This is a genomic window from Microbacterium sp. SORGH_AS_1204 (assembly GCF_030818935.1).
Taxonomy (GTDB): Bacteria; Actinomycetota; Actinomycetes; order Actinomycetales; family Microbacteriaceae; genus Microbacterium.
In genome coordinates this window covers 2,744,355-2,769,954 of sequence record NZ_JAUTBD010000001.1, presented here as the reverse complement: position 1 = coordinate 2,769,954, position 25,600 = coordinate 2,744,355, and the positions used below count along the sequence as shown (strand labels likewise).

Here is a 25,600-nt window from a genome sequence, read left to right as displayed (position 1 = left end):
GCGCCTGAGAGTCGGGCTGAGACGGCGCGGGTAGGGTTCCTCTCGCCCATGCATCGCCTTCTCGTCGCCCTCCTCGCCGCCCTCGACGCCGTGCTGGCCGCCGCGGGCGGCATCGCGGTGATCCTCGCGCCCCTCGCCCTGCTCTGGGTGTTCGGCGTGGGAGACCCCGACTGGGGCGCCCTCTGGCCGGCATCCGCCGCCGTATGGCACCTGGGTCACTTCGTGCCGGTGACCGTCACCCTCCCCGACACCTACCTCGCCGCGACCGGCATCGACCCGGCCCTCGCGACCTTCACGCTCTCCCTCGCGCCGTTGGCCCTCGCGGCCTTCACCGCCCTCTTCGCCGCCCGATCCGGTGCGCGCGCGGCGGAGGCGGGAGCCGCCGTCACCGGCTGGCTGTCGGGCTCGGCGGTGTTCACGGGGCTGACCGCGCTGGTGGGGGTGAGCGCCAACGCCGAGCTGGTGGCATCCGAGGTGTGGCTGGCCATCCTGCTGCCCTCTCTGATCTTCTTCGTGCCGTCGTTCATCGGCGCCTTCGTGGGCTCGTGGCGGGTGGGCGACGACGGACCGGTCGACGCCCTGCGCGCGCGGATCGAACGCCTTCCCCACTCCTGGAGCGACGTGCCCGCCCTCATCGTGCGCGGCCTGGCCCTCACGACCCTCGGACTGGTCGCGGTCGGCGCCGTCGTGGTCGTGGCCGGTCTCGTCGCCGGCTCCGGGCAGGTGATCGGGCTCTACCAGGCGAGCAACGCCGATGCCATCGGGGCGAGCGTCATCGCCCTCGGCCAGCTCATGTACCTGCCGACCCTGGTGCTGTGGGCCGTGGCGTTCACCGCCGGGCCCGGCTTCGCCCTCGGCACTGACACCGCCATCACCCCGGCGGCGACGCAGGTCGGGGCGCTCCCCGGCATCCCGGTGCTCGGAGCCGTGCCCGACACGACGTCGTCGTGGCTGCTGCTTCTCGCGTTGCTGCCCGTCGGCGTCGGCGCGCTGACGGGATGGATGCTGCGATCCCGGATGCCGCGCACCACCGGCCCCGAACCGTTCGGTCCGCGACTGGTGGTGGCGCTCGCCGTCGCCGTGCTGACCGGCGGTGCGGGGGCGCTCGCGGCGCTCGCGTCGAGCGGATCGATCGGACCCGGGCGTCTGGCCGACACGGGCCCCGAGCCCGGCCCCCTCGCCCTCGCTCTGGGACTCGAGGTGCTCGTGGGGCTCGCGATCCTGCTGCTGAGCCCGCGTTTCGGCGAGACCGACGATGAGGATCGGTTCGAAGAGCACCCGTCCTCCCGTCACGAGCGCCTCGCGTTCGACCGGGACGAGCACGTGGCCGGGGTGGGGCCGACGGGCGCACCGTTCGGTTCCCGCGTTCCGCTCGACGAGTGGTCGTCCACTCTCACCGATCCGGATGCCGGGGAGAGAGACACCGCGCTCGGCGTGCGGGGGAGTGCCGCCCCCGCCCCGGGGGACTCCGACTCCTCCGCCGATCGCTTCGAGCAGTCCGCGGCCCCCGCGACGGCGGGTCGCGCCACCGACGACCGCCCCGCGACGGAGCGTCGCGACGGGGCCGCGGCCCCGGCGACAGCGGACCGCTCCGTCGGCGACGACCTCAGCGACGACGAGGTGCGCGCGCGGATCCGCGCTGCGTGGGACGAGCGGGAGGACGAGGACCCCAACTCCGGTCGCTGACCCGGAGCGCGCCGCACGGCAACGCGTCGTCGCCCCATCGGCCTCGGACGACACCGTCTCGGCGGCGGGCGCCCGCTTCTTCCCCGCGGCAGGATGCCACGAACGACGTCGCCGTGCGCCGATCGACGAGGGCGCGGCTCGGCGGCGTCCGACGCACCTGCGTAGACTGACCTCCGTGCTCACGGTCGCCGTTCTCATCTCCGGCACCGGCTCCAACCTCCGCGCCCTGCTCGAGGCGGCTGCCGCCCCCGACTTCCCGGCGCGCGTGGTCGCGGTCGGTGCGGATCGCGAGGCCGACGGCTTCGCCCACGCCGAGCACTTCGGCATCCCGACCTTCCTCGTGCCGTTCAGCGCCTTCGCCTCGCGCGAGGAGTGGGGCGCCGAACTGGGCGCACAGCTCGCGGTGTGGAACCCCGACCTCGTCGTGCTCAGCGGCATGATGCGCCTGCTGCCCGCCGACCTCGTCGCCGCGTGGGAACCGCGCATCATCAACACCCACCCGGCGTACCTGCCCGAGTTCCCCGGAGCGCACGGGGTGCGAGACGCCCTCGCCGCGGGCGTCGAGCAGACCGGCGCGAGCGTCATCGTCGTCGACTCAGGTGTCGACACCGGGCCGATCCTCGCGCAGGAGCGCATTCCCGTGCTCCCCGGTGACGACGAACACGCCCTGCACGAGCGCATCAAGCCCGTCGAACGACGTCTGCTGATCGACGTCGTGCGGCGCATCGCCGAGGGCGAGCTCGACCTCGCCGCCGCGGCATCCCGAACCGCCTGACCCGCGAGGCGGGCGTCGGCCCGTCTCGCACCCGAACCCGACTCGAGACACAGGAGCCGTACGCCATGGCCGGACCCCGCCACGACCCCGCCGACTACCGTCCCCGCGACATCGTTCCCCTCCGCCGCGCGCTGGTGTCGGTGAGCGACAAGACCGGTCTGCTCGAACTCGGCGCAGCCCTCGCCGCGGCCGGTGTCGAGATCGTCTCGACCGGTGGCTCGGCCACGCTGCTGCGCGACGCCGGGTACGAGGTCACCGATGTCTCCGCCGTCACCGGCTTCCCCGAGTCGCTCGACGGTCGCGTGAAGACCCTGCACCCGAAGGTGCACGCGGGGCTCCTCGCCGATCTTCGCCTCGCCTCGCACGAGTCGCAGCTCGACGAACTCGGCATCCGCCCCTTCGAGCTCGTGGTCGTGAACCTCTACCCGTTCGTCGAGACCGTGGCATCCGGTGCCGAGGGCGACGATGTCGTCGAGCAGATCGACATCGGCGGCCCCGCCATGGTGCGCGCGTCGGCGAAGAACCACGCCAACGTCGCCATCGTCGTCTCGCCCGAGTCGTACCCGGCGATCATCGAGGCTCTGCAGACGCAGGGCGGCACCTCGCTCGCGCAGCGTCGTGAGCTGGCCGCACGCGCTTTCGCGCACACCGCCGCGTACGACACCGCCGTGTCGACGTGGTTCGCCGAGGGCACCCTCGGCGACGACATCGACCTGCCCGCCCACCTGACGATCCAGGCCGAGCGCCTGTCGACGCTGCGCTACGGCGAGAACTCGCACCAGCGCGCCGCCATCTACTCCCGCGTCGGCGGCCACGGCATCGCCCAGGCCACGCAGCTGCAGGGCAAGGAGATGTCGTACAACAACTACGTCGACGCCGACGCGGCTCTTCGCGCGGCGTTCGACATGGTGAAGCCCGCGGTGGCGATCATCAAGCACGCGAACCCGTGCGGCATCGCCGTCGCCGCCCCCAACGCGCTCGACCCGATCGCCTCGGCGCACCTGCGCGCGCACGAGTGCGACCCCGTCTCGGCGTTCGGTGGCGTGATCGCGGCCAACCGCACGGTGACGCTGAAGATGGCCGAGAACCTGCGCGACATCTTCACCGAGGTCATCATCGCCCCGGACTTCGAGCCCGAGGCGCTCGAGGTGTTCAAGCTGAAGAAGAACCTCCGCGTGCTGCAGCTGCCCACCGACTGGCAGCAGGAGCGCATGGACGTGCGCCTGGTCTCGGGCGGCCTGCTGCTGCAGGACGCCGACCGCTTCCCCGACGACATCGAGTCGGTCGCGAAGAACTGGGAGCTCGTCTCGGGCGAGCGCCCCGCCGACGCCGACATGGAGAGCCTGATCTTCGCGTGGAAGTCGTGCCGCGCCGTGAAGTCCAACGCGATCGTGCTCGCCCAGGGCTCGGCCACCGTCGGCATCGGCATGGGCCAGGTCAACCGCGTCGACTCGTGCCGTCTCGCCGTGGAGCGCGCCGGTGACCGCGCGCGCGGCTCGATCGCGGCATCCGATGCGTTCTTTCCCCTTCGCCGACGGTCCGCAGGTGCTGATCGACGCGGGGATCTCGGCGATCATCCAGCCCGGCGGTTCGGTGCGGGATGCCGAGGTCATCGACGCCGCGCGCGCCGCGGGTGTGACGATGTTCTTCACGGGGGAGCGCCACTTCTTCCACTGACGCGCCGTGTCCCGCGCGCGTGTGCGGCGCCGCCGCGGACGCGCCGTGTCTCGCGCGCGGGTGCGGCGCCGCCGCGGCTTCGGTCGTGGCGGCGCCGTCGTGTGAGGTGCATGCGAGCGCCCTGCGGTGCCGTGTGGCCGGCCGTTGTTCGGATGCGAACGCGGTTCGGGTGAGGAACGCCCTTTGCTGCGGGGGTGGGCGCGGGTTCCTTGGCGAGAAACGCTGTTTCAAGTGAGAAACGCCGTTTGCTGTGGGGGTGGGTGCCGGTTCCTTGGCGAGAAACGCTGTTTCGAGTGAGAAACGCCGCGCGGTGGCGTGTCTCACTCGCCGGGGCGTTTATCGCTGTGTAGGGGCGGGCTCGGTGGCCGCGCGCTCTGCCGCGGCGGGCTTGCCGCGGCACGGCCCGTCGCCGCGCGCTCTGTCGCAGCGGCCCGTCGCCGCGCGCTCTGCAGCCGCGGGCCTGCCGCGGCACGGCCCGTCGCTGCGCGCTCTGTCGCAGCGGCCCGTCGCCGCGCGCTCCGCTGCCGCGGGCCTGTCGCCGCGGCCGTCGCCGGGCGTTCTGTCGCGGCGGCCCGTTGCCGCGCGCTCTGGAGCCGCGGGCCTGCCACGGCTCGGCCCGTCGCCGCGCGCTCTGCCGCGGTGCGCTCTTCCGCTGCGCGCGCCGCCGCGCCGCGCGTCAGGCGCTGAGTGCGACGAGTTTCGCGATCGTGTTGGCGTTGCGGGCGGTGCCCGTGACCCCGAGGCGTTTCTCGAACCAGCCCGCGTGCAGCTTCGACCCGCCGATGCCCTCGGGGTACCGGACGAACACCTCGCGTCCGTCGAGCACCGCCACCTCGGGGATGCCATCGGGCAGCGTGAGCGTCGCGGTCGGCGTCGTGTCCAGGAAGACGGTCTGCACCCAACGCCCCTCGGGGGCGCCGGCATAGGGGTTGCGGGCCACCGCGTCAGCGAGCTCGGCGTGCGAGCGCACGACGACGGGCAGGTCGAAGCCGAACGCGCTGCCGACGGCCGCGCGCACCGTGGCGGCGATCTCGTCGGGGGAGCGGGAGCCGGCATCGAGGACCACATTGCCCGCGACCTGAAGCGTCACGACCTCGCCGAATCCCGCGGATGCCAGAACCTCCCGCAACGCGGGCATCCTCAGGGCGGTGGGGCCGCCGACGCCGCGGATGAGGGCGACGGAGCGGGGCATGCGTGTGAGGCTACGCGTTCGCGGAGCCGCGCGTGTGCAGCGGCGCGGTTCTCGGGCCTGCCGGCGGGTGCGTGGACGGATGCAGCCACTCAGCCGCCGTCACGGGCGAGTGTTAGAGCACGCGAGACCAGACCTCGCTGACCCCGGGATGCGACGACACCGTGTGCGAGAGTCGCTCAGGCGCTGTCGCGGCCGAGCGTCTCGAGCAGCCGCAGCCAGACCTCGCTGACCGTGGGATACGACGGCACCGCGTGCCAGAGCCGCTTCACGGGGACCTCGCCGACGATCGCGATGGTGGCGGAGTGCAGCAGCTCCGCGATGTCGGGGCCGACGAAGGTCGCGCCGACGAGCACACCGCGGTCGAGATCGACGATGGCGCGGGCGCGCCCGGTATAGGCGTCGGACTGCTCGCTCGATCCGGCGACATTCGCCAGGTCGTAGTCGACCACCTTCACGTTCAGGCCCTTCTCCTCGGCCTTCGCGGCGGTGAGCCCCACCGACGCGACCTCGGGGTCGGTGAACGTCACCTGCGGCACCGCGTCGTGATCGGCGGTGGCGACGTGCGCGCCCCACGGCGCATCGTCGATCTCCTCGCCCTGGGCGCGGGCGGCGATGACGTCTCCCGCGGCCCGCGCCTGGTACTTGCCCTGATGGGTCAGCAAGGCGCGGTGATTGACGTCGCCGACGGCGTACAGCCAGTCCGACCCGCGAACACGCAGGGTGTCGTCGACGTCGAGCCACTCGCCGGCCTGAAGACCGACGGCCTCCAGCCCCAGATCGCCCGTGCGGGGTACGCGGCCCGTGGCGACGAGGACCTCATCGGCGGTGACGGTGGTGCCGTCGGAGAGCTCGAGCACCACTCGCGCGTCATCGTCGCGGCGCGCGGCCGTGGCATCCGCCCCCGTCTTGACGGTGACCCCGCGGTCGCGGAGCGACGTCGCGACGAGTTCGCCGGCGAACGGCTCGTTGCCGCCGAGCAGTCCCGAGCGCGCGATGATCGTCACCGCGGCGCCGAGGCTCGCGAATGCGGTGGCCATCTCGGCCCCCACGACGCCGCCGCCGATGATCGCGAGGGAGTCCGGGATGCGCTCGACCGCGGTGGCCTCACGGCTGGTCCACGGCGAGATGTCGGCCAGGCCGGGGATGTCGGGGAGCAGCGCCGCCGAACCGGTGCACACGGCGACCGCGTGGCGCGCTCGCAGATCGGTGGTGGTGCCGTCGTCGGCGGTGACTCGTACGGTCTTCTCGCCCGTGAGGCGCCCGTGGCCGCGCACGAGGTCGATTCCCGCGCCCTGCAGCCATTCGACCTGGCCGGAATCGTTCCAGTCGCTCGTCATCGTGTCGCGGCGGCGCAGGACGGCGGCGACATCGAGGTCGCCGGTGACCGCCTGCTTCGCGCCGTCGACGTCGCGCGCGGCGCGAAGGGCTGCGCCACTGCGCAGAAGGGCTTTGGAGGGCATGCACGCCCAGTACGAGCACTCGCCGCCGACGAGTTCGGACTCGACGATCACGGCGGTGAGTCCGGCCTGCACGGCGCGGTCGGCGACGTTCTCACCCACGGGGCCGGCGCCGATGACGATGAGGTCGTATTCGCGTTCGCTCATGCTGTCACGCTAGCGACGGCCACCGACATCACGCGGGGGTTGCGCGGTCGGCTCGCGCCTGTGCCCGGCCCGCGTGGCGCTCGAAGACGGCACGCCCGTCGTCGTCGAGTGCGAGGGCGTGGTGCTGCGGCCCGACCGCGGCTGCGAGCGCGGAGCGGGCACGATCCGGCGGGCGACGAAGGCCACCGCCGAACGAACAGGACGAAGTCGACGCAGTGGATGCCCTCCCACGGCATCCGCTCACCGCGGAATTCCGTGATCCGCCCTTCTGCGGGGCCCATATCTCCTGCATCCTGTATTCGATCGGAAGGATCCCCCATGAACGCACGACGACGTGCGCGCATCCCGGCGGTGCTGGGCGCCGCCGCCCTCGTCGTGTCGCTGACGGCCGTCCCGGCCGCCGCCGCCGTCCCCTCGGCCGGCACGCTGACGAACCTCGACCACCTCGACTTCTTGCTCGACCAGGCGACCCCGCCCGTCGGTGTCACCGGGCACTCGACCTACCGGCAGGCCCAGGAGCCCACGCTCCTGGCCCCGTGGACCTCCGCCGACGCCCGCGACGGCGGCACCTTCGAGCGCATGGGCGGTGGTCCGCTCGATCCGGCGACCGGAGACTGGGGGCAGGGCGCGTTCACCGCCGACGACACCACCCGGGCGGCCGTGGTGTACATCCGCGATTGGGAGCAGACCGGCGACGCCGAGAGCCGTCGGAAGGCCTACGAACTGCTGCGCACGGTCGCCTACCACCAGACGACCGAGGGTCCCTCGGCGGGCGAGGTCGTGCGGTGGATGCAGCCCGACGGAGACCTCAACCCCTCCGCCGAGCCGATGGAGCTGCCCGGCCCCTCCGATTCCCGACCCGGCTCCTGGACGGCGCGGACGGTATGGGCGCTCGGCGAGGGCTACGCGGCCTTCGTCGACGACGACCCGGCGTTCGCGGCGTTCCTCAAAGACCGGCTCGCCCTCTCGCGCGGCGCGATCGAGCGCGACGTACTGACGTCGTACGGACAGTACGTCGAGTCCGACGGGGTCGAGGTGCCGGCCTGGCTCGTCGCCGACGGCGCGGATGCCGCGGCCGAGGCCGTCCTCGGGCTCACGGCCGCCGTGAGAGCGGGCGACGACAGCTCGGCCACCGCGGCGCGTCAGCTCGCCGAGGGCGTGGCGGCCATGGCATCCGGATCCACCCGCCAGTGGCCGTACGGCGCGCTTCTCCCGCGGGCGCAGTCGCCCGCCATGTGGCACGCGCAGGGATCGCAGACGCCCGCGGCGCTCGCCGCTGCCGGTGACATCTTCGACGACGACGCGCTGGTCGAACCGGCGATCGCGGATGCCACCGGCTTCACCACGACGCTGCTCACCGCGGGCGGTCCCGACATCGGGTGGTACCCCAGCCCGACCGACCGCGTGCAGATCGCCTCCGGCGCGGGTTCGCGCGTGCAGTCGCTGCTCGCGCTCGCCGACACCACCGGTGCCGAGTCCTTCGCCCAGCTCGCCGGGTTGCACGCGGCGTGGTTCTTCGGCGCGAACCACGCCGGCGCGCAGATGTACGACCCGGCGACCGGCGTCACCTATGACGGTCTGCAGCCCGACGGCACCGTCGACCGCGACAGCGGCGCCGAGTCGACCATTCACGGCGTGCTGACGGCGATCGCTCTCGACGCGCACCCCGCCGTCGCGGCGCGGGCCACGGCTCTGTCGAGCGTCGAGAACCGGGTGGGTCTCGAGTACGTCGAGGCCGAAGATGCCACGAGCACTGACGGCACCGTGTTCGCACCGGAGTCGTTGTGGACGGGGGAGTCCCGCTGGTCGGGCGACGGGCTCACCTTGACGCCGCGACAGAGCGCGACGTGGGACCTCGGGCCGTCGGACACCCGACGGTGGATCGAACCGGTCGTGTCGACGGTGCCCGGCGTCGCAACGCAGTCGGTCTGGCGCGGCGGCGGGGTGCTGAGCATCACCGGCCCGCAGCAGGGCATCTCGCCCGCCCCTGGCGCGCTGCTGCCGTACGGCCTTCCCGCCGCGGTAGCGGCGTCGGATCTCCGCGTCACGGCGCTGCGCGGAGACCTCACCCTCGACGGCCTCATCGTGCGGCCGTGGATCTCGCGTCTCGTGCTGGGCGGCGACGCGTACGGCGAGCTCGTCCTTTCGAGCGCGATCGCGCCGCAGCTCTCCATCATCGGCACCGACAAGGTGCGCTCTTCGGTCAAGGTGTACGACACCGCCGGTTCGCTCGTGCGGGCGACGTCGACAGACGGCGCGGTGTCGGTGGTCATCCCCGCCGGCGGGTTCGCCATCGCGGAGGGGTGAGACCCGCTCCCCGGCGGTGATGACGGGCGTCGGTCGGACCGTGGGGGGTCCGATCGGCGCCGCCGTCGTGCGTCTCGCGAGGGCGCGAGCATGCGCGCACGGCCGTGTCCGATTTCCGCCGGTCGATGTCGGAGGTCGATGGCAGGGTGGATGCCATGACCCTCACCACCGCCGACTCCCCGGCATTCGCCGAACGGTACCGCGTCATCCAGTCGCGTGACCGCCGCTTCGACGGGCAGTTCGTCACGGCCGTGCGGTCGACGGGCGTCTACTGCCGACCCAGCTGCCCCGCACGCACCCCGAAGCAAGAGAACGTCTCCTTCTATGCAACCTCCGCCGCCGCGCACGAGGCGGGCTACCGCGCATGCAAACGCTGCCTCCCCGAAGCCGCCCCCGGTTCCCCGCTGTGGGACGTCCGCGGTGACGTCGCGGCGCGGGCGATGAGACTGATCGCCGACGGCGTCGTCGACCGCGAGGGCGTGCCCGGTCTGTCGCGCCGCCTCGGCTATTCGTCGCGGCACCTGACGCGACTGCTCCACGCCGAGCTCGGCGCGGGACCGCTCGCCCTCGCCCGAGCGCACCGCGCGCACACGGCGCGAGCCCTTCTGGTCGGCACCGATCTGTCGTCGGCCGACGTGGCCTTCTCGGCGGGCTTCTCCAGCATCCGCCAGTTCACCGACACCATCGGCGAGGTGTTCGGGATGCCGCCGCGCGACCTGCGCGCGCGCCGCTCGCGGGCCGCGGGAGTGGAGGCGTCCGCCGGTGAGATCGACCTGGCGCTTCCGGTTCGCGGCCCGATCGACACGATCGGACTGTTCGGCTGGATGCGCGCGCACGCGATCCCCGGGGTCGAAGTCGGCGACGACCGTTCGTTCGCTCGGGTCGTCCGCCTTCCCGGCGGGCCCGCGTGGTTCGAGGTGCGTCTGGCCGACGACGGCCGCCTGCGCCTTCGTGCCCGGTTGACGGCCCTCGCCGATCTGGGCACGCTCATCGCGCGCGTCCGGCGGCTGTTCGACCTCGACGCCGACCCGCTCGCTGTCGATGAGGCGTTGTCCCGACACCCCGAGCTCGCGCCCGCTGTCGCGGCGATCCCGGGCGTCCGCGTGCCGGGAGCCATCGACGCGCACGAGATGCTGCTGCGCGCGATGATCGGGCAGCAGATCAGCGTCGCGTCCGCGCGCACCATGCAGGGGCGGCTGGCGGCCGAGCTGGGGCAGACGGTCGAGGTCGGACCCGAGCCCATGATGCTCTTCCCCAAGCCTGCGGTGATCGCCGAGCGGGGACTCGAGGTGCTTCGCGGTCCCGCCGCGCGCATGCGGGCGATCGTGGAGGCCGCGGCGGCGCTCGCCGACGGGTCGCTCGACCTGAGTCCAGGCGACGATGGCGCCGCCCAGCGGGAGCGCCTTCTCGCGATGCGGGGGATCGGCCCGTGGACCGCCGATTACGTGCGGATGAGGGTCCTCGGCGACCCCGACGTGCTGCTGCCCGGAGACGTCGCGGCGCGCGCGGGGGCGGCCGCCCTCGGTCTGCCGTCCGACCCCGCGGGCTTCACCGCGTGGTCGGAGCGACTGGCGCCGTGGCGCAGCTATGCCATGGCGCACTACTGGTACGCCGCGCCCGTGACCCAGGCGTGGCGTTCTCCGGCCGAGACCGCGGCGGCTGCGACAGTTCCCGAACGGCGGCGGCGATCGGATGCGGCCCCCGTCGACGTCGTCGCGAGCGAGGTGACGGTCGAGCGCGCCGCTGCAGGGGCTGCAGTTTCCGACGCCGCCGGTCCCGGTGCGGCGCCCGCGGTCGACGGTTCGCGCGCGCATCCCGCGGCCGTCGCCGCCGTTCCCGCCGGTTCTCCCGGCGCCGCCGTTCCTCGCGATTCGCGCGCCGCCGCCGTTCCCGCCGGTTCCCGCGCCGCCGCCGCTGTTCCTCGCGGCTCGCGCGCCGCTGCCGCGGCATCCCCCGTTTCCGACACAGAGAGCGAGACCGCCCCATGACCCACGCGACCCTGCAGTTCGTCGACACCCCCGACGGCCCGTTCGCCATCCTCGCCGATGACGCCGATCGCGTCATCGTGTCGGGGTGGACCGCCGACGCCGAAGCGGTGCTGGCGCGTCTACGTCCCGACCGGCGTCCCATCGACGTCACGGCGGGGGAGACGTCCGCCGCCGACGCCGTGCGGGCGTACTACGCCGGAGATGTCGCCGCGATCGACGCCGTCGCCGTCGCCCAGAGCGGAACGACGCTTCAGCTCGCCGGCTGGAACGCGCTTCGCGGCATCCGTCCGGGCTCCCCGCTGACGTACGCGGGATTCGCGAGCGCCCTGGGGTCGCCGACCGCCGTTCGCGCGGCGGCATCCATCTGCGCACGCAATGCGGTGGCGCTGTTCGTTCCGTGTCATCGCGTGCTGCGCGGCGACGGAACGATGGGCGGGTTCGCGTGGGGAACGGGGGTGAAGCGGAGTCTGCTGGCGCGCGAATCCGCCGTCTGATCTGGGCGAGAAGCAAAGGTACTCTTGCCGCGGCCGTTCGGTCGGGGATACTCTGGAGGGCTGCCGTCCCCCCGGCGGAAGCTCCACACGATGAAGGAGGATGCCATGCACCGAACCGACGCCCTCGTCGCTCTGGTCGCCGCGTCCTCCCACGCGGCGCGCCCCGTCCGACGCTCGTAGGGCCGCGCGTCGCGCTCCGGCGCAGTCGCATCGCCCCGACCGACGATCTTCGCCGCGCCTCCGGCATCCTTCTCCGCGCCTCATCCCGGCCTCCGCTTCGACCCCACGAGGATCATGACCACCGCTTCGCCGCCACCCCGCCTTTCGACACCGCGCGCGCTCGCGCGTCTGCTGCCCATCGCGCGTCCGGTGCTGCCACGCCTGATCGCTGGCGCCGCCACCGCGCTCGTCGCGAGCCTGCTGGCGCTCGCCATCCCGCTCGTGCTCGAGCAGATCGTCGCCGGCCCCATCGCCTCCCTCGACCCCGCAGCGCTGGTCTGGGGTTCTCTCGCCGTCCTCGGTCTCGGTCTCGCCGAAGCCGCGATGGTGTGGCTGCGCCGGTGGCTCGTGCTCGCGCCGGCCACGAAGGTCGAGTACGACCTGCGTCAGTCGTTCTACTCGCGGCTGCAACGCCTGCCCGTCGCATTCCACGACCGTTGGCAGTCGGGGCAGCTGCTGTCGCGCATGATGCAAGACATCAGCATGCTGCGCCGCTGGCTCGCGTTCGGCGTCATCCTGCTCGTCGTCAACATGCTCACGATCGTGATCGGCGCCGTGCTGCTGTTCCGCTGGCACTGGTTGCTCGGGGCGCTGTTCCTGGTGACCTCGGCGCCCGTCATCTACGTCGGCTTCCGGTTCGAGAAGCGCTACGGGGCGTTGACGCGTCAGAGCCAAGACCAAGCCGGCGACCTCGCCACCTCGGTGGAGGAGAGCGTCCACGGCATCCGCGTATTGAAGGCCTTCGGGCGCGGAAAGCACGCGCTGCAGAAATTCACGCGCCAGGCCGAGTCGCTGCGCGAGACCGAGATCGACAAAGCGCGCGCCATCGGGTGGATCTGGTTCTGGCTCGTCCTGCTCCCCGACATCGCGTTCGCCGTGTGCCTGGGCGCGGGCATCGTGCTCACGCAACTGGGGCAGTTGCAGGTCGCCGAGCTCGTGGCCTTCTTCGCGATGGCCACCGTGCTGCGATGGCCGATGGAGTCGATCGGCTTCCTCTTCTCCTTCCTCCTCGACGCGCGCACCGCCACGGACCGCATCTTCGAGGTGTTCGACGAAGAGAACACGATCGTCGACCCGGAGCGTCCGCGCACCATCGACGCCCCCCGCGGCGAGCTCGCCTTCGAGAACGCGCATTTCCGGTATCAGGATGCCGCCGACACCGAGCCCGACCTGCTCGACGGGGTCGACCTCGTGCTGCGCCCCGGTGAGACAGTGGCCCTCGTCGGGCTCACCGGTTCGGGCAAGACGACGCTCACCACCCTGCCCGGACGCCTCTACGACGTCACGGGCGGACGCGTGCTGCTCGACGGCGTTGACGTGCGCGAGCTCACCCTGGCCGAGCTGCGTCGCCACGTCGGCATGGCTTTCGAAGACGCCACGCTGTTCTCGCAGACGGTGCGCGACAACGTGCTGCTCGGACGCGAAGACCTCGCCGCGGGCTCGCCCGAGGCCGAGGAGATCCTGCGTGAGGCGCTGCAGGTGGCGCAGGCGCAGTTCGTCTACGACCTTCCCGACGGGCTCGACACGGTCATCGGCGAGGAGGGGCCTCAGCCTCTCCGGCGGTCAGCGTCAACGCCTCGCCCTCGCTCGCGCGGTCGCTGCGCGACCGGCTGTGCTCGTGCTCGACGACCCGCTGTCGGCCCTCGACGTCGACACCGAGGCCCTGGTCGAAGACGCTCTGCGCGAGGTGCTGAGCGAGACCACCGCCCTCGTCGTCGCACACCGCCCCTCGACCGTGACCCTCGCCGACCGCGTCGCCCTGCTCGAGAACGGTCGGGTGACGGCCGTCGGTACGCATTCCGACCTCCTGCGTGAGAGCGAGCACTACCGCTACGTCATCTCGAGTCTCGAAGAGGCCGAGCGCGAAGCGCGCACCGGCGCCATCCCCGTTATCCGCTCGACTGACGACGGCACCCCGGATGCCGCCGCGTCCAACGACCGCTCCGACGCTCGCACCCAGAAGGAGACGCCCCGATGACCACCGCGACCGTCTCCGGAACCAGCGGCGAGGACCGCTCCGACTACACGCGGGAGGAGAGCCGCGCGATCCGTCAGCGCTCGCTGCGTCTGCTCGGTTCCCTCGTGTCGCCCCTGCGCTTGCAGCTCGTGCTCGCGGCATCCGTGCTCGTGGTGTCGACGGCGCTTCGCGTCGCCGGACCCGCCCTCATCGCCTACGGCATCGACAACGCGCTGCCCGCCGTGATCGAGCGCAGCGACTGGATGCCGACCATCGGCGTCGTCGGCATCTATCTGCTCGCGGGCATCGGCGGTGCCGTGCTGATCGGCTGGTACGTCGTCGTCGCCGCGCGCCTGACGCAGGCGGTCATGCTCGACCTGCGCAAGCGCATCTTCCTGCACACGCAGCGGCTCAGCCTCGAGTTCCACGAGTCGTACACCTCGGGCCGCATCATCTCGCGTCAGACGAGCGACCTCGACACCATCCGCGAACTGCTCGACGGGGGGCTCAACGAGCTCGTCTCGGGCGTGCTGTACGGGCTGTTCACCCTGATCGCGCTGTTCCTCATCGACTGGCAGTCGGGTGTGATCCTCACCGTCATGGGAATCCCGATGTACCTGCTGATGCGGTGGTTCTACATGCGCTCCCAGGTGATCTACCGCGAGTCGCGCGTCGTCAGCGCCCAGGTCATCGTGAAGTTCGTCGAGACGATGACGGGTATCCGCGCGGTCAAGGCATTCCGCAAGGAGCCCCGCAACGACGAGGAGTTCGGCTCCCTCGCCGCCAGCTACCGCGACGTCAACATGCGCTCGATCAAACTGTTCGGCACCTTCGAGCCGGGCATCATGGCCGTCGCCGCCGTCTCGGTGGCGGTCGTGCTGCTGTGGGGCGGAGGACGCGTCATCGCCGGCCCGCTCGAGATCGGTGTGCTCACGGCGGCGGTGCTGTACGTGCGCAACTTCTTCTCGCCGCTGCAGGAGGTGGCGTTCTTCCTCAATTCCTACCAGTCGGCGACGGCAGCGCTCGAGAAGGTGTCGGGCGTCCTCGAAGAGGAACCGACGGTGCCCGACCCCACCGAGCCGGTCGACTTGTGGACGGCGAAGGGCCACGTGCGCTTCGACGACGTCACCTTCGGCTACTCCGACGAACGCGTCATCCTGCCGCACTTCTCCCTCGACATCCCCGCGGGACAGACGATCGCCCTCGTGGGCACGACCGGCGCCGGCAAGTCGACGCTCGCCAAACTCGTGTCGCGCTTCTACGACCCCACGCGGGGAGCGGTGACCCTCGACGACGTCGACCTGCGCCGCTTGCACCCGAAGGACCTCCGTCGGGCGATCGTCATGGTGACGCAGGAGGCGTACTTGTTCAGCGGGACGGTCGCCGACAACATCGCGCTCGGCAAGCCGGATGCCACGATGGACGAGATCCGCGCGGCCGCCCGCGCCGTTGGTGCCGACGGCTTCATCTCGAAGCTGCCGGACGGCTACGACACCGACGTGAACAAGCGCGGCGGTCGCGTCTCGGCGGGCCAGCGCCAGCTGATCTCGTTCGCCCGCGCGTTCCTCGCCGATCCGTCGGTGCTGATCCTCGACGAGGCGACCGCGTCGCTCGACATCCCGAGCGAGCGCCTCATCCAAGACGCTCTACAGACCCTGCTCGCCGACCGCACGGCCATCATCATCGCCCACCGCCTCTCGACGGTGGCGATCGCCGACCGGGTGCTGGTGATGGAGCACGGTCGCATCATCGAGGACGACACCCCCGCCACGCTCATCGCCGCCACGGGCAAGTTCGCGCAGCTGCACGCCGCCTGGCAGGAGTCGCTCGTCTGATCATCCGGATGCCACGCCCTCCTGTGTGAGGTGGCGCGGCATCCACCTCCCAAGCGGGCCCCGCTGGCCGAGCCGGCAGCTCGGGCCCGCTTCGAGCCGGCAGCCCGCGCCGCCGAGTCCCAAGGTGGCGAGCAGGAACCCGCGGCCCCCGCTGCCGTCGAGGGTGGTGTCCGTGCGGGCTGCCCGCGCGCAACACCTTGTGGATCCGGAAAGAGGTAACTGATCCGGAAGAAAGCGCCGAGACCATCCGGACCTGCTGCCCATCTCCGGATCCATTTCCCCCTGACGACGCCGGTTGGACTCGTCAGGGGGCGAGGTGATTCCTTTGAGCTAGGTGTCGTGTGATGACCGCCTCCACGTGTGCCCAGTCCGTGACGACGTCGCGGTAGGTGAAACGGAGCACCGTGTACCCGCGCGCCCGCAGCTCTCGGTCATGAGCGAGATCTCGCTGGCGGTCGGCTGGGGTGGAGTGGAAGGCGAAGCCGTCGAGCTGCACGACAAGGCGATCGCCGATCAGAACGTCCACATCGTGACCCGCGATCGACACTTGTTGCCGGATGACGACACCCCACGGGGTGAGGCGTACGACGAACAACGTCTCGAGGCCGGAATCCGATTGATTCTGTGCGGCGGATGTCAGCCGGCGGGCCCTCGTCGTCCGCCATGCGATGCGCGCGAGTACCTCGGGATGCAGCCGATCCATTGCGCAGGCTGATTCCCAGACGACGAGCGCCTGCTCGTGAGGCAGGCATCCGGCAATGTGCTCCAGCGTGTCCGGCACGGATTCGATCAGACGGTGCGGCGGCTGCGGAACGAGCGGCCTCGACCAGTGCACGATCGCGTTCGTCCCGCCCGGCAGTTTCGCATCCTGTCGGACGGTGAGGTGAAGCGTCTCCGTGGTGCCTTCCGGCATCCACCACCCCCGATGTGCGGCGGCGCTTACGCACGCCAGTCGCCCGGACGCGCGCGCGGCGGCGACGAGTGGAGGCGGAGCCGACGCGGTCGCCACCCAGTAACGTCGGATTCGCTCAGCGTCGCCCCGGGCCAGTGCTGCACGCAAGGCTCGGGGAGAGACCCCTTCGTCCAGAATCTGCTGGCGGTGCACGATGCCGCCCCGGGCCGCCACCCACGACGCGATGTCCATGGCGCAAATATGCCCCGGCGGCAGGTCTCTCTTCCGGCAGCTGCTCTCGAGATGTGGTCTCGGTGACGAATCAACCGGCTGTGGAGAAGCGTGCAGGGCAGCAAGACCCGTGCATCAGATCCGGTCATGTGCTGCAGATCCGGACGTACACGTCGAATCCGTCCGGATCCGACGCCCCTTTCCGGTTCCGCGGCCCCGGCCGTACCACCGCGTGCCGCGTGCCGCGCCCGCGCCCGCGCCCGCGCCCGCGCTGCGCCGGCTGTCAGACGCCGATGCGCGCGATGACCTCGCCGTACTCGGTCTCGCCGACCGCCGTGAAGCCGACGCGCTCGAAGAAGGCCTCGGGACCGCCGACGCCCGGTTCGTAGATGACGTCGACGTGGTCCATGCCGCGGTTGCGGGCTTCGTCGAGCACAGCGGCGAGGGCGAAGCTGCCGACACCGCGGCCCTGTTCGTCGGCGTCGACGTTGATGCGCCACAGGACGGAGCGGAAGTGCTCCTCGTGCGCGTCGGGGTCGAAGTTGGCGCTGACGAACCCGACCACCTCGTCGCCGTCGAGCACCACGCGCTGCCACGAGGTCTGCGGATTGCTCACCGTCGCGGCGATGCCGTAGCTGACGGGCGCGAGGAACTGCTCTTGCCCGGGCTTGAGCGACAGGGTGTTCACGGCCACGATCGTGGCGGCGGACAGTTCGACGAGACGCAGGTCAGCCATGCGCCCAGGCTAGCGGCACGCCCCCTCAGTCCCAAGATCGCATGCCCGAGCATGCGTTCGGCGTCACCTGCACGTCGCCATCGCGCCGCCGCGCGTTCACCCCCGCCACCGCTGCGAACGCGCAGCGGGAAGGACCCCGGAACTATCTCGACATCAAGAGACTTTGCCGCGGTGCGATAGGCTGGGGAACCACCCTGGCCGCCTCTACGGAGAGATCTGACGTGCCCGATTCCACCATCATCTACACGTACACCGACGAGGCGCCGGCACTTGCCACCGCGTCGTTCCTGCCCATCGTGCAGGCCGTCACGAAGCAGGCGGGTGTCGACGTCGAGACCCGCGACATCTCGCTCGCCGGCCGCATCCTCGCGGCCTTCCCCGAGCGTCTCACCCCCGAGCAGCAGGTGGGCGACGCCCTCGCCGAACTCGGCGGCCTCGCGACGCTGCCCGAGGCCAACATCATCAAGCTGCCGAACATCTCGGCATCCATCCCGCAGCTCAAGGCCGCGATCGCCGAACTGCAGTCGCAGGGCTACGACGTCCCCGACTACCCCGATGAGGCTGCGAGCGTCGAAGAAAAAGACGTCCGCGCCCGCTACGACCGCATCAAGGGTTCCGCCGTGAACCCCGTCCTGCGCGAGGGCAACAGCGACCGCCGCGCCCCGCTCGCGGTGAAGAACTATGCCAAGAAGCACCCGCACCGCAACAAGGCGTTCGCCGACGGCTCGAAGACCCGCGTGGCGACCCTCGGCCACGACGACTTCCGCTCGAACGAGAAGTCGGTCGTCATCGCCGACGACGACGTGCTCACCATCCAGCACGTGGCCGCCGACGGCGCCACGAAGACGCTGAAGGAGGGCCTGAAGGTCCTCCAGGGCGAGATCGTGGATGCCACCTTCCTCTCTGCCGCGGCCCTCGACGCGTTCCTCGCCGACACGCTGGCCGAGGCGAAGGCCGACGACGTGCTCTACTCGGTGCACCTCAAGGCGACGATGATGAAGGTCAGCGACCCGATCATCTTCGGTCACGTCGTGAAGGCCTTCTTCGCCGATGTGTTCGATCGTCACGGCGACGCGCTCGCCGCCGCCGGCCTCACCCCGAACGACGGTCTCGGCTCGATCCTCGCGGGTCTGTCGAACGTCGAGGGCGGCGAGACGATCGCCGCCGAGATCAACGAGGCGCTGCAGAACGGCCCGCGTCTGTCGTACGTCAACAGCGACAAGGGCATCACGAACCTGCACGTGCCCTCCGACGTGATCGTCGACGCGTCGATGCCCGCGCTCATCCGCAACGGCGGGAAGCTGTGGGGCGTCGACGGGGGAGAGGCCGACACCCTCGCCGTCATCCCCGACTCCTCGTACGCCGGTGTCTACCAGGCGACCATCGACGACGTCATCGCTCATGGCCCCCTCGACCCGGCCACCATCGGCTCGGTGCCGAACGTCGGCCTCATGGCGCAGGCGGCCGAGGAGTACGGCAGCCACGACAAGACGTTCGAGATCCCGGCCGCCGGCCGCGTGCAGGTCGTCGCGTCGAACGGCGACGTCCTGCTCGAGCACGAGGTCAACGCGGGCGACATCTGGCGCGCGACGCAGACCAAAGACGTGGCCGTCCGCGACTGGGTGAAGCTCGCCGTCACGCGCGCCCGCGCCACCGGCGTTCCGGCTGTCTTCTGGCTCGACGAGAGCCGCGCCCACGACCGCAACCTCATCGCCAAGGTCAACGAGTACCTGGCCGACCACGACACCGAGGGCCTCACCATCGAGATCCTCGCCCCCGCCGAGGCCACGACCTACTCGCTCGAGCGCATCCGCCGCGGTGAGGACACCATCTCGGTCACCGGCAACGTGCTGCGCGATTACCTCACCGACCTGTTCCCGATCCTCGAGGTCGGCACGAGCGCCAAGATGCTCTCGATCGTGCCCCTGCTCGCGGGCGGCGGCCTGTTCGAGACCGGCGCCGGCGGCTCGGCTCCCAAGCACGTGCAGCAGCTCGTCGAAGAGGACTACCTCCGCTGGGATTCGCTGGGTGAGTTCTTCGCCCTCGCGGCGTCGCTCGAGCACCTCGCCGACACGACCGGCAACGACCGTGCCCGCGTGCTCGCACAGACCCTGGATGCCGCGACCGGCACGTTCCTCGAGAACGACAAGTCGCCCGGCCGCGCCCTCGGCACGATCGACAACCGCGGCAGCCACTTCTACCTCGCGCTGTACTGGGCGCAGGAGCTGGCGCAGCAGACGACGGATGCTGAGCTGGCCGCCGTCTTCGCCCCTGTCGCCGAGAAGCTGGCGGCCGAGGAGAACACGATCGTCGCCGAGCTCAACGCTGTCCAGGGCCACCACGCCGAGATCGGCGGGTACTACCGCCCCGACACCGAGCTGGTCGAGAAGGTCATGCGCCCCTCGGCCACGCTGAACGCGGTGGTCGACGGCCTGCGCTGACACGCGACTCCCGAGAAGGGCGGATGCCACACGGCATCCGCCCTTCTTTCGTGTGCGCCCGGTGGTGGTGCCGGCGTGCGAGGCCCGTGCGCGCGTCCAGCCGCGAGGGCCCATGCTCCTGCCCCGTCGCCGGTGGCGTGCGACCTCGCCGACGTTGACTTGCGGCGTTCGCGCGCTGGTGTGGGTGTTCGGCGAGCACAGGGCGCAAGTCACCGGGAAGGCGTACGCATTGCGCAAGTCACGGGGGAGGGGAGAGGCGCTCGTGCTCGTGTTCAGCCCGTGAGTCGCGGCGTTCGCGCGCTGGGGCGGGTGTCCGGCGTGCACAGGGCGAAAGTCACGGGGGAGGCGAGCACAGGGCGCAAGTCAGCGACGGGCGAGTGAGGGGGGGCAAGCGTGGTGCGGATCAGCTCCGAGGGGCGGTGCGGGGTCGGCGGACGCGCGGAGACGACAGAGGGGCGGATGCCATGGCATCCGCCCCTCTGTCAGAACCGGCCTCAGTAGTGGACCGAGACCTCGGTGCCCTTGTACGCCCAGTCGTAGAGCTCCTTGGCGTTGCTGACCGTGAGGTTGACGCAGCCGTGGCTCATCGGCGTCCCGAAGTTGTTGTGCCAGTAGGTGCCGTGGAACGCCTCGTCACCGTTGAAGTACGCGACCCACGGGACGTCTTTGGTGCACCAGTCGTAACCCGGCACGCAGCCCATGTCTTGCATGGAGGTCTTCCAACCGATGCGGTAGTTGCCCGTGTGGGTCTCCCAGCCGCTCTTGCCCGACGACATCGACCAGTTCCGGTAGACCTGGTCGTTCTCGTAGAGGGTCACCGTCTGCGCGCTGAGGTTGACGTCGATGCGACGCTCGGTCTTCTTTGTGTCGAAGGGCGTCTCAGCTACCGTCAGGGCGTAGCGCGCGTCGCCGTCGGCGAGCTGCGACGCGAAGGCGGCGGCGATGCCGCTGGTGTCGCCGAGGGTGCGGCCCGTCTGACCTTCGGTGAGGGCCTTGATGACCTCTCCGCCGCTGTCGACGATGACGTCGGCGTTGACGGCGCTGCGGTCGACGCTGCCGGCGAGGCCGCTGACCGCCTTCTGGATGGCCGCCTCGTCGGCGGTGATGGCGAACTCACCCGTGCCGTCGGGCGTCACGGTGATCCAGGATGCCGCTGTCGCGCGGTCGACGGGCACGGTCCGCTCGTCGCCGATGTAGAAGCCGGCGGCGTCGAGGATGCCGTTGAGCTTCGCGACGGCAGCATCGGCCTCTTCGGTGCTGACGGGCGGGTCGACGGGAACGAGACCCGCTTGCACGGTGGTCGAGGGGGTGCCGGCGTCGAATGCGGACTGCAGCGCGGCCGTGACCGCGGCGACGTCGATGCCCTCGCCCGCCTCGGCGGGCGTCGTCACGTAGGCCTCCGCGCCGGCGTCGTAGGCGAGCGAGGCGTCGACGGGGGCGCGGAACGCACCGGGGGAGCGCTCGCTCAGGGCCGCGGCCGCCTCGGCGGCGTCGACCTCGATCGAGACGCCGGTGCCCTCGGGGAACCACGACGCGGGCTTCCACATCGGGTTGTCGGAGAACGCTTTGTCGGCGAGGGCGGCGGCGTCGACCGTCGCACCGAGGTCGGCGCCGGTGACGGTGATCTCGCCGGCGGGGCTGTCGACGGTGACTCGGGTCTCGGCGAGACGGGTCTCGATGGCCTGTGCCGCAGCGCCGGCGGTCAGACCGCCGATCTGCACACCGGCGACGGAGGCGCCGGGCGCGATCAGCACGAGCGAGGCGGCGATGAGCGCCACGGCCGTGGCTCCGGCGGGGATGCCGATCCACAGGCCGGAACGGTTCTTGCGCCTCTTCGGCTCGGCCGGAGCCCAGGCGTAGGTCGCGCCGTCGGTGCCGTCGGTCATGAGTGAAACCCCCCGGTAGTCAGTCTTCCAATGTTATTAGACCGTGCTGCGCATTCACCGGGAGGGCATGTCACGGTCTGGTCACACCGGGCCGTGCGCTGCCGGCCGCACCGGGCCACGGGCCCCGCGCACCGCAGTCGGTTTGTCGGGCGACGAAGGGCCCGCGCCGCCGGCCCGCCGGGCAGCGAGGGGCCCGCGCACCGCCACCGGCCGCACCGGGCCACGGGCCCCGCGCACCGCCGCCGACCCCGCGACGCGGTCAGGGCGCGAAGACCTTGCCCGGGTTCAGGATGCCGAGCGGATCGAACACGCGCGCGATGTCGCGTTGCAGCTGCCATTGGTCGTGGCCGAGTTCGTCGGCCAGCCACCGGCGCTTGAGCACTCCGATGCCGTGTTCGCCGGTGAGCGTGCCGCCCAGGGCGAGCGCCGCGCGGAACAGCTCCTCGGCGGCCGCCCAGACCACCGCGGGCACCTCGGGCCCCTCGAACACGAAGTTCGGGTGCAGGTTGCCGTCGCCGGCGTGGGCGACCGCGGGGATCACGAGACCGAATCGCTGCTCGATACGGGCGATCTCGTCGAACATGTCGGGCAGGACGCTGCGGGGGACCGAGACGTCTTCGATGAGCGTCGTCCCGAGCGTCTCCATGGCGGGGTGCATCGCCCGGCGGACGGCCAGCAGCGCCTCTCCCTCGGCCGCATCGGCAGCCACGGTGACGGTCCCACCCGCGTCGCGCAGCACCTGGGCGATCGCGCGGGCCTCCTCGGCGGCGACGGGGCCGTCGGTCTGGATGGTGAGCTGCGCCGCGCCGGCGGGCGGGGCGGGCAGCGACAGCAGGCGGTGCACGGCCGCGAGGCTCGTGGCATCCATCAGCTCCATGATCGCGGGCTGCACGCCGGATGCCGTGACCGCCGCCGACGCCACGGCCGCCGCCCGCACGCCGTCGAACAGTGCGGTCAGGGTCACACGCTCGCCCTCGACGAGACGGCGGAGCTTGAGGGTCGCTCCCACCACGACGCCGAGGGTGCCCTCGGATCCGATCACCAGCGAGGTGAGGTCGAGTCCGGTGACGCCCTTCACACTGCGGTGGCCGAGATGCAGCAGCCGTCCATCGGCGAGCACGAGGTCGAGGCCGAGCACCGCATCGCGCACAACGCCGTACTTGGCGCACAGCAGGCCGCCCGCGCCGGTGGCGATGTTGCCGCCGACCGTCGAGATGGCGCGGCTCGCCGGATCGGGGGCCCACCACACCCCGTGGGGCTCGAGCCGAGCGTTCAGATCGGCGTTCAGGATGCCGGGTTCGACGACGGCCAGCAGGTCGTCGGCGCGCACGTCGAGGATGCGGTCCATGGCGCGCACCGACAGGCTGATCTCGCCGCCCCCCGTGTTGGCACCGCCGGCGAGCCCCGTACCGGCACCGCGGGGCACGACCGGGGTGCGGGTGGCCGACGCGATGCGCAGGGTCGCCTGCACGTCTGCCACGGATGCCGCGTTCACGACCGCCAGGGGGAGTCCGTCGGCCGCGTGGCCCGACTTGTCGGCCCGTGCCGCCGCGAGGGCTTCGGGCGAGGTGTCGACCCGCTCGCCGAGCCCCGCCCGGAGGAGGGCGACGACGTCGGTGTTCACCCCAGGCGCCGCCGGCCGTTCACGGCGCCCACGGTGACCGCGACGACGGCGAAGCCGAGGCCGATCCAGGCCTGGCCCATGCTCCACCACGCGATGGTGGCGGCGGCGTACACGAACAGTTCGACGATCGCGCGCACGAAGGGGTGCACCGCGAGCACGGCGCGAGGGGAGACGAACAGCGCCCACACCAGGATCGCCAGCGCCGGAGCGCCGATCCCGGCGACGATGTTCCAGGGCAGCGGCCACGCGGTGAAGCCCCAGATGGCCAGGGTCACGAAAGCGACGAGACCGCAGGCGACGCTGACGATCTCGATCGCGGTCGGCCGCGCGCGCATGCCGGGAGCGAGAGGCGCCTGCGCGCGGACGTTGCGGGAGTCGGTCACCCCGCCATTTTACGCGGGCTCCGGGTGGCGGCATCCGGGACCCCTCGACGTCGAGTCGACACCGACTCTGTGCAGGAGCACTGGATGCCACGACACGCGGGGACGCGCGTGCCATACGCGCTAAAGTGGCACCGTCGCGACTGGCGTTGAGGTGGGTAACCACCGGGGAGCGACCGCTTGACGGTATTCGACCGCACGCCTGGGTCGATGCGGTATCTCTGCGGACTCGCCGAGTCCGTGGCATCCGGAACCATCGTCAAGGAGATCGCATGACCGATCCGTACTTCAACGCCCCCCTCTCCGAGGTCGACCCCGAGATCGCCGAGGTGCTCGAGCGCGAGCTGAACCGTCAGCGCGGCTTCCTCGAGATGATCGCGTCGGAGAACTTCGTTCCCGTCTCGGTGCTGCAGTCGCAGGGCTCGGTGCTGACCAACAAGTACGCCGAGGGCTACCCGGGCCGTCGCTACTACGGCGGCTGCGAAGAGGTCGACGTCGCCGAGTCGCTCGCGATCGAGCGGGCCAAGGCCCTGTTCGGCGCCGAGTTCGCCAACGTGCAGCCGCACTCGGGCGCTTCGGCCAACGCGGCGGTGCTCCACGCGATCGCCCGCCCCGGCGACACGCTGCTCGGTCTCGCCCTCGACCAGGGCGGTCACCTCACGCACGGCATGAAGATCAACTTCTCGGGCCGCCTGTACGACATCGTCGCCTATGGCGTCGACCCCGAGACGAGCGTCATCGACATGGACGAGGTGCGTCGCCTCGCCGTCGAGCACAAGCCCAAGGTCATCATCGCCGGCTGGTCGGCGTACCCCCGCCAGCTCGACTTCGCCGCCTTCCGCGCGATCGCCGACGAGGTGGGCGCCCTCCTGTGGGTCGATATGGCGCACTTCGCCGGTCTCGTGGCCGCGGGGCTTCACCCGAGCCCGATCCCGCACGCGCACGTCGTCTCGACCACCGTGCACAAGACCATCGGCGGCCCCCGTTCGGGTCTCATCCTCACCAACGACGAGGCCCTCGCCAAGAAGATCAACACCGCGGTCTTCCCGGGCCAGCAGGGCGGCCCGCTCATGCACGTCATCGCCGCGAAGGCGACGGCGTTCAAGCTCGCGATGACGCCCGAGTTCAAGGAGCGTCAGGAGCGCACGCTGCGGGGAGCTGCGATCCTCGCCGACCGTCTCACGCAGGACGACGTCAAGAACGCCGGCATCGCCGTGCGGTCGGGCGGCACCGACGTGCACCTGGTGCTCGTCGACCTGCGCGAGGCCGAGATCGACGGCAAGCAGGCCGAAGACCTGCTGCACGACATCCACATCACCGTCAACCGCAACGCCGTGCCGAACGACCCGCGTCCGCCGATGGTCACCTCGGGCCTGCGCATCGGCACTCCCGCGCTCGCGACCCGCGGTTTCGGCGACGCCGAATTCACCGAGGTGGCCGACATCATCGCGCTCGCGCTGATCCCCGGCGCCGACGTCGAGGCCCTGCGCGCGCGCGTCGCGACGCTCGCCGACGCCTTCCCGCTGTACCCCGACCTGCAGCAGTGAGCCCCGCCGGGGCGGGGTCGCTTCGCGGCGGCCCCGTCCCGGCCGTCGGGCTCCTCCGGGCGGGGAATCCGGGCGCCCGGGCCGCGACGACGGCGCGCGGCGTGCGGCTGCACTCCCGCGATTCCGAGG

General features: G+C 71.5%; 15 protein-coding genes, 2 pseudogenes and 1 riboswitch. Of the genes and pseudogenes, 10 read left to right on the top strand and 7 right to left on the bottom strand.

Going from position 1 to position 25,600, the window contains the following annotated elements; genetic code table 11:
* Positions 1–48: 48 nt before the first annotated feature.
* From QE410_RS12635 to purH, 3 genes and pseudogenes are all read left to right on the top strand, one after another.
* On the top strand, positions 49–1,686 hold the full coding sequence (locus tag QE410_RS12635) for a DUF6350 family protein (RefSeq protein WP_307332571.1): 1,638 nt from the start codon (positions 49–51) through the stop codon (positions 1,684–1,686).
* Positions 1,687–1,861: 175 nt separating this feature from the next.
* Positions 1,862–2,461 carry a phosphoribosylglycinamide formyltransferase gene (gene purN, locus QE410_RS12630; protein ID WP_307332568.1) on the top strand — a complete coding sequence of 200 codons (600 nt, stop codon included), beginning with the start codon at positions 1,862–1,864 and terminating at the stop codon, positions 2,459–2,461.
* A 65-nt stretch (positions 2,462–2,526) separates the two neighbouring features.
* Positions 2,527–4,138 (top strand): annotated as a pseudogene (gene purH / locus QE410_RS12625) (bifunctional phosphoribosylaminoimidazolecarboxamide formyltransferase/IMP cyclohydrolase).
* A 676-nt stretch (positions 4,139–4,814) separates the two neighbouring features.
* Here purH and QE410_RS12620 read toward each other — a convergent pair.
* Together QE410_RS12620 and QE410_RS12615 are read right to left on the bottom strand one after the other, a co-directional pair.
* Complete coding sequence (locus QE410_RS12620) at positions 4,815–5,330, bottom strand: DUF1697 domain-containing protein (RefSeq protein WP_307332565.1); 516 nt, start codon at positions 5,328–5,330, stop codon at positions 4,815–4,817.
* 176 nt (positions 5,331–5,506) lie between these two features.
* Positions 5,507–6,934, bottom strand: a complete 1,428-nt coding sequence (locus QE410_RS12615; protein ID WP_307332562.1) for an NAD(P)/FAD-dependent oxidoreductase — start codon at positions 6,932–6,934, stop codon at positions 5,507–5,509.
* 318 nt (positions 6,935–7,252) lie between these two features.
* On the opposite strand from QE410_RS12615, the gene QE410_RS12610 reads away from it, so the two are divergent.
* From QE410_RS12610 to QE410_RS12585, 5 genes and pseudogenes are all read left to right on the top strand, one after another.
* Positions 7,253–9,241, top strand: coding sequence for a hypothetical protein (locus QE410_RS12610; protein ID WP_307332560.1), 1,989 nt, complete (start codon positions 7,253–7,255; stop codon positions 9,239–9,241).
* A 155-nt stretch (positions 9,242–9,396) separates the two neighbouring features.
* On the top strand, positions 9,397–11,229 hold the full coding sequence (locus QE410_RS12605; RefSeq protein ID WP_307332557.1) for a DNA-3-methyladenine glycosylase 2 family protein: 1,833 nt from the start codon (positions 9,397–9,399) through the stop codon (positions 11,227–11,229).
* Positions 11,226–11,723, top strand: a complete 498-nt coding sequence (locus tag QE410_RS12600; protein ID WP_307332551.1) for a methylated-DNA--[protein]-cysteine S-methyltransferase — start codon at positions 11,226–11,228, stop codon at positions 11,721–11,723. Before QE410_RS12605 ends, QE410_RS12600 begins: the two co-directional genes overlap by 4 nt.
* 294 nt (positions 11,724–12,017) lie before the next feature.
* Positions 12,018–13,920: pseudogene (locus tag QE410_RS12595) on the top strand (ABC transporter ATP-binding protein).
* Positions 13,917–15,734, top strand: coding sequence for an ABC transporter ATP-binding protein (locus QE410_RS12585; protein WP_307332543.1), 1,818 nt, complete (start codon positions 13,917–13,919; stop codon positions 15,732–15,734). Before QE410_RS12595 ends, QE410_RS12585 begins: the two are co-directional and overlap by 4 nt.
* Positions 15,735–16,038: 304 nt before the next feature.
* Here the strand turns inward: QE410_RS12585 and QE410_RS12580 are convergent, their stop codons facing one another.
* Together QE410_RS12580 and QE410_RS12575 are read right to left on the bottom strand one after the other, a co-directional pair.
* Positions 16,039–16,878: a type IV toxin-antitoxin system AbiEi family antitoxin domain-containing protein gene (locus QE410_RS12580; RefSeq protein WP_307332540.1), complete on the bottom strand. Its 840-nt coding sequence runs from the start codon at positions 16,876–16,878 to the stop codon at positions 16,039–16,041.
* Between the two features lie 262 nt (positions 16,879–17,140).
* Positions 17,141–17,593: a GNAT family N-acetyltransferase gene (locus tag QE410_RS12575; protein WP_058231074.1), complete on the bottom strand. Its 453-nt coding sequence runs from the start codon at positions 17,591–17,593 to the stop codon at positions 17,141–17,143.
* 221 nt (positions 17,594–17,814) lie between these two features.
* Here QE410_RS12575 and QE410_RS12570 point away from each other — a divergent pair, with 221 nt between their 5' ends.
* Entirely contained in the window at positions 17,815–20,034 is a 2,220-nt protein-coding gene (locus QE410_RS12570; protein ID WP_307332534.1) for an NADP-dependent isocitrate dehydrogenase, read from the top strand.
* A gap of 494 nt (positions 20,035–20,528) precedes the next feature.
* Here the strand turns inward: QE410_RS12570 and QE410_RS12565 are convergent, their stop codons facing one another.
* From QE410_RS12565 to QE410_RS12555, 3 genes are all read right to left on the bottom strand, one after another.
* Entirely contained in the window at positions 20,529–21,920 is a 1,392-nt protein-coding gene (locus QE410_RS12565) for a L,D-transpeptidase family protein (protein WP_307332531.1), read from the bottom strand.
* Positions 21,921–22,179: 259 nt separating this feature from the next.
* Complete coding sequence (locus QE410_RS12560; RefSeq protein ID WP_307332527.1) at positions 22,180–23,544, bottom strand: FAD-binding oxidoreductase; 1,365 nt, start codon at positions 23,542–23,544, stop codon at positions 22,180–22,182.
* Complete coding sequence (locus QE410_RS12555) at positions 23,541–23,927, bottom strand: YrdB family protein (RefSeq protein ID WP_307332524.1); 387 nt, start codon at positions 23,925–23,927, stop codon at positions 23,541–23,543. The genes QE410_RS12560 and QE410_RS12555 overlap by 4 nt, the downstream gene beginning before the upstream one ends.
* Before the next feature lie 126 nt (positions 23,928–24,053).
* Positions 24,054–24,139: riboswitch (ZMP/ZTP riboswitch) on the top strand.
* A 57-nt stretch (positions 24,140–24,196) separates the two neighbouring features.
* Here QE410_RS12555 and glyA point away from each other — a divergent pair.
* Positions 24,197–25,471, top strand: coding sequence for a serine hydroxymethyltransferase (gene glyA, locus QE410_RS12550; RefSeq protein WP_307332521.1), 1,275 nt, complete (start codon positions 24,197–24,199; stop codon positions 25,469–25,471).
* Positions 25,472–25,600 lie beyond the last annotated feature (129 nt).